The 8119-nt window shown below is 68.2% G+C and carries 9 protein-coding genes; all 9 read left to right on the plus strand.

The genetic code is table 11. From position 1 onward, the window contains the following. Positions 1-74: 74 nt before the first annotated feature. Positions 75-1730, plus strand: coding sequence for a gp53-like domain-containing protein (locus ACOJSF_RS11715; RefSeq protein ID WP_420142378.1), 1656 nt, complete (start codon positions 75-77; stop codon positions 1728-1730). Between the two features lie 14 nt (positions 1731-1744). After that, positions 1745-2002, plus strand: a complete 258-nt coding sequence (locus tag ACOJSF_RS11720; protein ID WP_420142379.1) for a hypothetical protein — start codon at positions 1745-1747, stop codon at positions 2000-2002. A 481-nt stretch (positions 2003-2483) separates the two neighbouring features. Next, entirely contained in the window at positions 2484-3050 is a 567-nt protein-coding gene (locus ACOJSF_RS11725; protein WP_420142380.1) for a phage baseplate assembly protein V, read from the plus strand. 5 nt (positions 3051-3055) lie between these two features. Next, positions 3056-3400, plus strand: a complete 345-nt coding sequence (locus ACOJSF_RS11730) for a GPW/gp25 family protein (protein ID WP_420142381.1) — start codon at positions 3056-3058, stop codon at positions 3398-3400. Between the two features lie 14 nt (positions 3401-3414). After that, positions 3415-4581, plus strand: a complete 1167-nt coding sequence (locus ACOJSF_RS11735; RefSeq protein ID WP_420142382.1) for a phage tail sheath subtilisin-like domain-containing protein — start codon at positions 3415-3417, stop codon at positions 4579-4581. 35 nt (positions 4582-4616) lie between these two features. Beyond that, a complete protein-coding gene (locus ACOJSF_RS11740) occupies positions 4617-5123 on the plus strand; it encodes a phage major tail tube protein (protein ID WP_420142383.1) in 507 nt (168 codons plus the stop codon). A 56-nt stretch (positions 5124-5179) separates the two neighbouring features. Then, positions 5180-5635 carry a hypothetical protein gene (locus ACOJSF_RS11745; protein WP_420142384.1) on the plus strand — a complete coding sequence of 152 codons (456 nt, stop codon included), beginning with the start codon at positions 5180-5182 and terminating at the stop codon, positions 5633-5635. An 8-nt stretch (positions 5636-5643) separates the two neighbouring features. Then, entirely contained in the window at positions 5644-5772 is a 129-nt protein-coding gene (locus ACOJSF_RS11750; protein ID WP_420142385.1) for a GpE family phage tail protein, read from the plus strand. Next, a partial coding sequence (locus tag ACOJSF_RS11755) for a phage tail tape measure protein (protein WP_420142386.1) occupies positions 5765-8119 on the plus strand: 2355 nt, incomplete at its 3' end. The genes ACOJSF_RS11750 and ACOJSF_RS11755, both read left to right, overlap by 8 nt.

Genomic DNA, 8119 nt, shown 5'->3' on the forward strand with positions numbered 1-8119 from the left:
CCGGCGCGACCGCGCTCCCCGGCGAGCTGAAGCGCATCGACACTTTCGGCGGCACCGCCGCCGCCGCCGACACGATGCACCTCACCGTGCGCGATGAATCTGGCGACGCCTACACGATGCGCTCCTTCGCGCTGTACCTCGCCGACGGCACCCTGTTTGCGCTCTATGGCCAGGCCGATCCTATCATCGAGAAGGTCGCGCCCTCGATCATGCTGCTCGCGATCGACGTCGTCTTCGCCGATATCGCCGCGACCAATATCAGCTTCGGCGACGCCAATTTCCTGAACCCGCCCGCCACGCGCGAGATGCTCGGCGTGGTCGAGCTGGCGACCGAGGCCGAGGCGGCCGCGCTGACCGATGCGCTTCGCGCGCTCACGCCGAAGACGCTCGCGGCGGTCTTCACCGCCGCCAATATTCTGCAGCGCCTGCTCACCGTCGACGGTTCTGGATCGGGGCTTGATGCAGATCTCCTCGATGGTCAGCACGGCAGCTATTACGCCAACGTGCCGGCGCGCCTCGGCTTCACGCCGGCTAACCGTGCTGGCGATACCTTCACCGGTAATGTGTCCGTCGTCGGTGGCGATCTTACCGCCTGCCGGGCGGATGGGGCTACGGGGGCTGTCTTTCTCGGAAACAGCGGAACCCGGTATCTCTATTACGACGGTACGAACTATCAGTTCAACGGCGCCCAACTTGCCATAAACAACTCGCTCGCCTGGCACGCGGGCAACGATGGCGCGGGTTCGGGGCTCGATGCCGGTCTCTTCGCTGGGCAGCTTCGCGGCTATTACACCAACATCATCGCCCGCCTTGGCTTTACTCCCGTGAACCGGTCGGGCGACACGATGACCGGCACGCTCAACATCGCCGATGGCGACCTCACCGTTTATCGCGCCGGCGGCACGGTGGGCGTCGTCTACTTGAATCAGGCCCGCACCCGTTACCTTTACTACGACGGTTCGAACTATCGGCTCAACGGCACCGGCCTCACAATAAACGATTTTCAGGCCTGGCACGCGGGCAACGACGGCGCAGGATCGGGTCTGGACGCGGGCCTCTTCGCCGGCCAGCTTCCCGGCTACTACACCGACATCGTCACCAGGCTCGGCTACACGCCGGTCAACGCGGCGTCCCCCGTCATGACGAATGACGCCCAGATCGCCAAGACCGGCAACGTCTCGCTTATCCTCAATTCGCTTGGCGTCGTTATCAGCCGGCTCGCCGCGCAGGCGGACGGCAACGTGGTGCTCTATCGCAGCACCGGCGGCCCCGAAGAAGCGATCTGGTACACGACCGGCGGCAGCTTCAACATCAATCGCCCGCTGCTCCGCCAGGGGCAGACGGTCTGGGACGCGGCCAACGACGGCTCCGGTTCCGGCTCGGACGCGGACATGCTCGACGGTCATCACGCGTCGGATTTCGCGCTGATGAGCGGTTTCGGCGCGTCGCTGTCCGGCAATGGGTTCACGCGCCTGCCTAACGGGCTCGTCCTGCAATGGGGCAGCCAATCGCACACCGATGCGAGCGGCACGATGCTGGTCAACTTCCCGACCCCCTTTCCGAACACGCTTCTCCAGGCCGTCGTTTCCAACGCCGGCGTCGGCCCGCCCACCGCGTTCCACAGCGTCGGCGAGCGCTCCACAACGGGGATGAACGTCAATTCCGCCCGATCGTCGGGCGTCGCCGCTGGCGTCGGCACCGCCGTCAACTGGTTCGCCATCGGCTTCTAACAGGAGATCTTCCCATGCAGACCACCATCGGCCCGTTCGATCCCGCGACCAAGTCCGTCCCGGTCACCTTCGTCCACGACGCCCCCTCGGGCGAGACGATCACGCACGATCGAAACGTCAACGCCTGCCTCGACGAAAGCGGCGGCTTTGACGCCGAGGCGACCGCCGCGCGTGTCGAGGAAGTGGCCCGGGGCGTCGCGGTGAAGATCGCGGTCGGCGCCATCACCAATCCCCCGCCGCCAGCGCCGCAGGAAGGTTTTGACGTTGATTAAACTGAAAGCTGCCTGCCCGCTTCCGCCCCACTAGCGGACATTCGGCGACCCGCGACGGTTACTCGCTTCGACGCCGGAACATCATCCACGTCACCAAAGCCCAGACGCCGCCAATCGGAAGGAGGCCTCGCGTAGCGAAGAACCATGGCACGACTTCGGCACAGGGCCTTGGGTCTTCCGGGCTGTCACACGGAAAACTGAGGAGATTTACAGATACCCAGAGGAGGCCGAGAAGCGCCGCGCACGCAGCAGAAAACCCGATGTAGGCCATCATGGCGAGGATGCGTTTGCCGGTCACTTTGCCATTCTTCCACGCGCTTGTAGCAAAGTCATGGGAGTTTCGCGCTTTCGGCGGGACGACCGCTATCCACCCAATAGCAGACCTTCCGCCGTCCCACTGCTGGCCTGAACCGGTGTAGAGACGCACTCTACAATGCCCGCCCCGTGCATGGCCTAGGCGAACCGATCACGGTCGCCGGCCATGGACCGGCCCGATATTCCTCGCCTGATCGGCGATCTGATGCGCTTCGGCACGATCGAGAGCGTCGATTTCGACGCCGCGACGTGCCGCGTGCGCGCCGGCGATATCGTCACCGGCGATATTCCCTGGATCACCCGCGCCGGCCGCATCACCCTTTGGGCGCCGCCCTCGATCGGCGAGCAGTGCGTCCTGTTCACGCCCGAGGGCGATCAGGAAGCGGCGTTTGCCCTCTCCGGCCTCTTTTCCACCGCCTTCCCCTCCCCGGCCACCAACGCCGATCTGACGCTGATCGCCTTCGCCGATGGCGCGCGCCTGTCCTACGACCAGGCCGCGCACACGCTCGCCGTCGCGTTGCCCGCCGGCGGCCGCATCACGCTCACCGCGCCCGCCGGCGTCGCCATCGAGGGCGACGTCGCGATCGAGGGCAAGGTCGACATTCGCGGCGACGTCGCGATCGACGGCAAGCTCGATGCGACCGGCGACCTCACCGGCCAGGGCGTGAGCCTCAAGACGCACCGGCATAAGGACGTCCAGGCCGGCGGCGCCATCTCGGGGCCGCCGCAATGAACGGCATGGACCGCGTGACCGGCCGTCCGCTCGCCGGCGACGATCATCTCGCGCAGTCGATCGGCGATATCCTGTCGACGCCGATCGGCACGCGCGTCGGCCGCCGCGATTATGGCTCGCTCCTCGCCAGCCTGCTCGATCAGCCGTTCAATCCCGCGACGCGCGTCCGCCTGTTCGCGGCGATCGCCGGCGCGCTGCTGCGCTGGGAACCGCGCATCGCCCTCACCCGCGTCGATCTCTCGCGCCGATCCGACGGGATCGTCCTGGTCGCGGTCGAAGGCCGCCGGACCGACGCGCCCCGCCCCAACGCCCTCACCCGTCTCACCCTGCCCCTCCCCGGCGTCGCCTGAAGGACCCAAGACCCATGTTCCACGGCATCAAGATCTCCGAATCCACCGCCGGCACGCGCGCGCTGGCGACGGTCGCCACCGCCGTGATCGGCCTGGTCGCGACCGCGCCCAACGCCGATGCGGCCACCTTCCCGCTCGATCGGCCGGTGCAGGTCACGGATCTGCCCGCCGCGATCGACCAGGCCGGCGCTGGCGGCACGCTGCGCACCTGTCTCCAGGCGATCGCCGACGAGGTCCGCGCCCCCGTCATCGTCGTGCGCGTCGCCCCGGGCGTCGATGCCGCCGCCACCAACGCGGCCGTGATCGGCACCGAAACCAACGGCGTGAAGACCGGCATGCAGGCTTTGCTCGCCGCGCCCGCGCAGCTCGCCGGCCTTCGCCCGCGCATCATCGCCGCGCCCGGGCTGGATACGCAGCCCGTCACCGCCGCGCTCGCGGTCCTCGCGCGCAAGCTCAACGGCTTCGCCTATGCCGCCGCGATCGGCGCCAACGTCGCCGCCGCGATCACCTATGCCGCCAATTTCGACGCACGCGAGCTGATGCTCGTCTATCCCGACTTCATCGCCTTCGATCCCGTCGGCGGCGCCAACGTCACCAGCTACGGGCCCGCGCGCGCCGTCGCGCTGCGCGCCCGCATCGACCAGGAACAGGGCTGGCACAAGACGATCTCCAACGTGCCCGTGTCGGGCGTCCTCGGCCTCACCAAGGACATTCAGTGGGATCTGCAGAGCGACGCGACCGAGGCGGCTCTCTCGAACGCCGCCGGCATCACCGCGCTCGTTCATGGCGGCGACGGCTATTGCTTCTGGGGCAACCGCACCCGCGCCGGCGCGAGCGAGCCGCTGTTCACGTTCGAGACGGCGGTCCGCACCGGCCAGGTCCTGCGCGACACGATTGGCGAAGGCCTGCGCTGGGCGATCGACAAGCCGCTCGTACCGAGCCTGGCCAAGGATATCGTTGAATCGATCAACGCGCTGTTCCGCCAGCTGAAGGCGGAGGGGCGCATCATCGGCGCCACCGCCTCGTTCGATCCGGCGAAGAACGGTCAGGCGACGCTCGCCGCCGGGCAGCTTTCGATCGACTTCGACTACACGCCCGTCCCCCCGCTCGAGGGGCTGCTCGTCACCCAGCGGATCACCGACACCTACCTCGCCGATTTCGCGGCGGCGGTGGCGGCCTGATCGCGCGCATCCCCCCTCATTCGGAAGGCTGATCCATGCTCCCCCGCACCCTGAAGAACCTGATGCTTCGCCGCAACGGCGTCTCGCTCGGCGGCGCGACCGCCACCGTCACCCTGCCCAAGCTCGCGCGCAAGCTCGAGGAGTATCGCGGCGCCGGCATGGACACGCCGATCAAGCTCGACATGGGCGGGGAAGCGCTCGAGATGGAATGCACCATCAACGGCATGGCGGTCGAGCTGTATCGCGGCTTCGGCGGCACCCTCGCCGGCGAGATGCTGAATTTCACGGGCGCCTATGAGCGCGAGGATACCGGCGAGATCTTCGCCGTCGATGTCTTCACCCGGGGCCGCTACGAGGAGATCGAGGCGGGCGAGCAGAAGCTCGGCGAGCTGAACGGCACCAAGGCCAAGCTCGCGCTCGCTTATTACCGCCTCGACGTCGACGGGCGCACCCTGGTCGAGATCGATCCGATCAACGGCGTGATGATCGTCGACGGGTTCGACGTCCTCGCCGCGCAGCGCGCCGCGATGGGCGGCTTCTGATCGCCCGCCGCCCGCCACCCCACGAACGCCAGCCAGGCCGCTGCAGGAGCACCATCATGACCGAACCGACGACCGCCGAAGCCACCGCCGCAATCGATGGCGCGCCCATGAACGCCGATCGGCGCGCCGCCATGCCGGGCGAGCCCATGACGCTCGGCTTCGATCTGGCGTCGCCGGCGTCCGACGGGGCGGCGATCGACGTCGTGGCCCCGCCGCACAGCTTCGCTTTGGATCACGCGATCGCCGACGCCAGCGGTAAGGTACTGTATCCTGCCGGCACGCGCATCATGCTTCGCCGCTTCAACGCCGGCGAGATGCGCGGACTGACGATGCTCGCCGTTTCGCAGCTCGATTACGCCGCGCTCGAGCAGCTGCTGCCGCGCATCACCACGCCGCCGCTATACCGCCAGGCCGTCCAGTATATGGACCCGGCCGATCTCATGCAGGCGGGCAACGAGGTGATGGATTTTTTGCTGCCGTCGGCCGCGAAGGCGGGCTCCCCGCCTGCGTAGACGACGTGATGGCCGATCTCGCCGTCGTGTTTCACTGGTCGCCCGCCGTGATGGACGGGATGGCCCTGCCCGAATTGATGGCCTGGCGGCGCCGCGCCGCCGCCCGGGTCAACCCCAAGGAACAGGCTGATGGGTGACGAACGCTCCCTCCGCATCCGCATGCGCCTCGAGGCGATGGACAAATTCAGCCGCCCCTTTCGCGACCTCGCCGCCAGCAGTGGCAAGGTCCGCAAGGAGTATGAAAAGGCAAAGTCGGCCAAGCTCGAACTGGACGCGGCCACCGCCAAACTCGGTGCCTACTGGCAGCTTGATCGGCAAATGTGGAGTTTGAGGAACGATCTCGCCAAAGCCCGGGCGAAGGCGGCGGAACTGCGAAGCGAGATGCGCGCCGCCGAAAACCCGTCGCGGAAGCTGGCGAAATCCTACGGGGAGGCCGAACGGCAGGCGCATCGTCTGACCGAGCGGATCCAGGCGCAGGCAAGGCAACTCACGACCGCCCGCGCGGCTTTGAAGGAGTCCGGCGTCTCCACGGCGAACCTCGCGCAACAGGAAAAGCTGTTGGCTCAACAGCTTGCCGCCGCCAACGAACAATATTCCGAGCGCGAACGCCGACTGAAAGCAGCTACCAGCCGTAGCGCACGCCTCGCCGCCGGCCGCGAAGCGTTCGACACGATCAACAATCGCGCCACCGGCCTCGCCGCCGGCGGCATGTCGGCGATCGCCACCGCGCGGACCGTCGCCGCGCCGGTCCTCTCGGCCGACGAGGGCGCGCGCCAGTTCCAGTCGCGGATGACCGATATCGCCCAAAAGGCGGAGATGACCCGCACCCGGGCGGCTGCGTTCGGGCAGGAGATCGTCAACGCCGCCCGCGCCGCCAACCAGCTGCCGAGCAGCATGCAGAGCGGGCTGGACGCGTTGATGGGCCTCGGGGTCGAGGACCCGGCCAAGGCGCTGGCGATGATGAAGCCGATCGGCAAGGCGGCCACCGCCTACAAGGCCGATATCGCCGATCTGTCGAACGCCGCGTTCGCCGTGAGCGACAATCTCGGCGTGTCCGCCGAGCAGACCGGGCGCGTGATCGATATCATGTCGGCCGCCGGTAAGCGCGGCGCCTTCGAGATCAAGGACATGGCCGCCTCCTTCCCCGAGCTGACGGCGTCGATGCAGGCGCTCAAGTCGCAGGGGACGCCGGCGGTCGCGGATCTCGCGGCCGCGCTGCAGATCACGCGCAAGGGCGCCGGCGACAGCTCGAGCGCCGCGAACAACCTCCAGAATTTGCTGGCGAAGATCAACACCAAGGACACGATCGACAACTTCAAGAAGTTCGGCGTCGACGTGCCCGCCGCGATGAAGAAGGCGGCGGCCGAGGGGCGCAGCCCGATCGAGGAGATCGTCGAGCTGACGCGCAAGGCGACGGGCGGCGATACATCGAAGCTCGCCTTCCTGTTCGGCGATATGCAGGTCCAACAGGCGCTGCGCCCGCTGCTCGCCAACACGAAGCTCTATCGCGAGATTCGCGCGCAGGCGCTCGCCGCGCAGGGCGTCACCGAGGCCGACTTCGTCGACCGGATGAAGGATGCCGAGGAACAGGCCCGTCGCCTGGCCGTGGCGCAGGAAGCCTTCAAGATCGGCGCCGGCGCCGGCGTGACCGATCCTCTTGCCGGTGCGCGGGGAATGGCGGCCGGCGCGTTCGACAAGATCACGGCCTGGGCCCAGGCGAACCCCGGGACGGCCGGCGCGATCGGCAAGACCGCCCTTGCCTTCGCCCTGCTGTTCGCCACGCTCGGCGGCGGCGCGATCGCCATCGCCGGGATGCTGGCACCGTTCGCCGCGCTGAAGGCGGTCTGCGCCTGGATGGGCACGACGCCCGGGGCGATGCTGCTGCGGTTCGGCAAGGCCCTGCTGATTCCCTTGCGCATCTTCCCGCTGTTCGCGCGCGGGATCTGGTTCATGGCGACGGGTATCGCCCGCGCCGGCGCCCTGATGCTGGCCAACCCCATGGTGCTGGCGATCGCCGGACTGGTTGCCCTGCTCGCCTTCGCCGCGTTCAAGGTCTGGCAGCATTGGGACAAGATCAAGCTTGGGTTCACGGCCGCCCGGGCCTACCTCGGCGGCCTGGCCGGCAGCTTCGCCGCGATCGGCGGGCAGATAATCCGCGGGCTCGTCAACGGGCTGCTGTCCGGGCTCGGCTGGATCAGGAACACCATGTTCGCGATCGGCGGCAAGATCGTCGGCTGGTTCAAGGACAAGCTCGGTATCCATTCGCCGAGCCGCGTCTTCATGGGGCTCGGCGAGTATCTGACGCAGGGGCTCGAGCGCGGGATCGCGCTCGGCGAGGAAGGACCGATCGGCCGCATGGACCGGCTCTCCCGGCGCGTCACCGCCGCGATCGGCGTCGGCGCCGCCGTGGCCGGGACGCCTGTCGCGGCCCCGGCCGCGCGCCCCGCCCCGGCCGCCGCCGCGCAGCTCCCCCCGATCGAGAGT

It is taken from the genome of Sphingomonas sp., from assembly GCF_048594985.1.
Lineage (GTDB): Bacteria > Pseudomonadota > Alphaproteobacteria > Sphingomonadales > Sphingomonadaceae > Sphingomonas_I.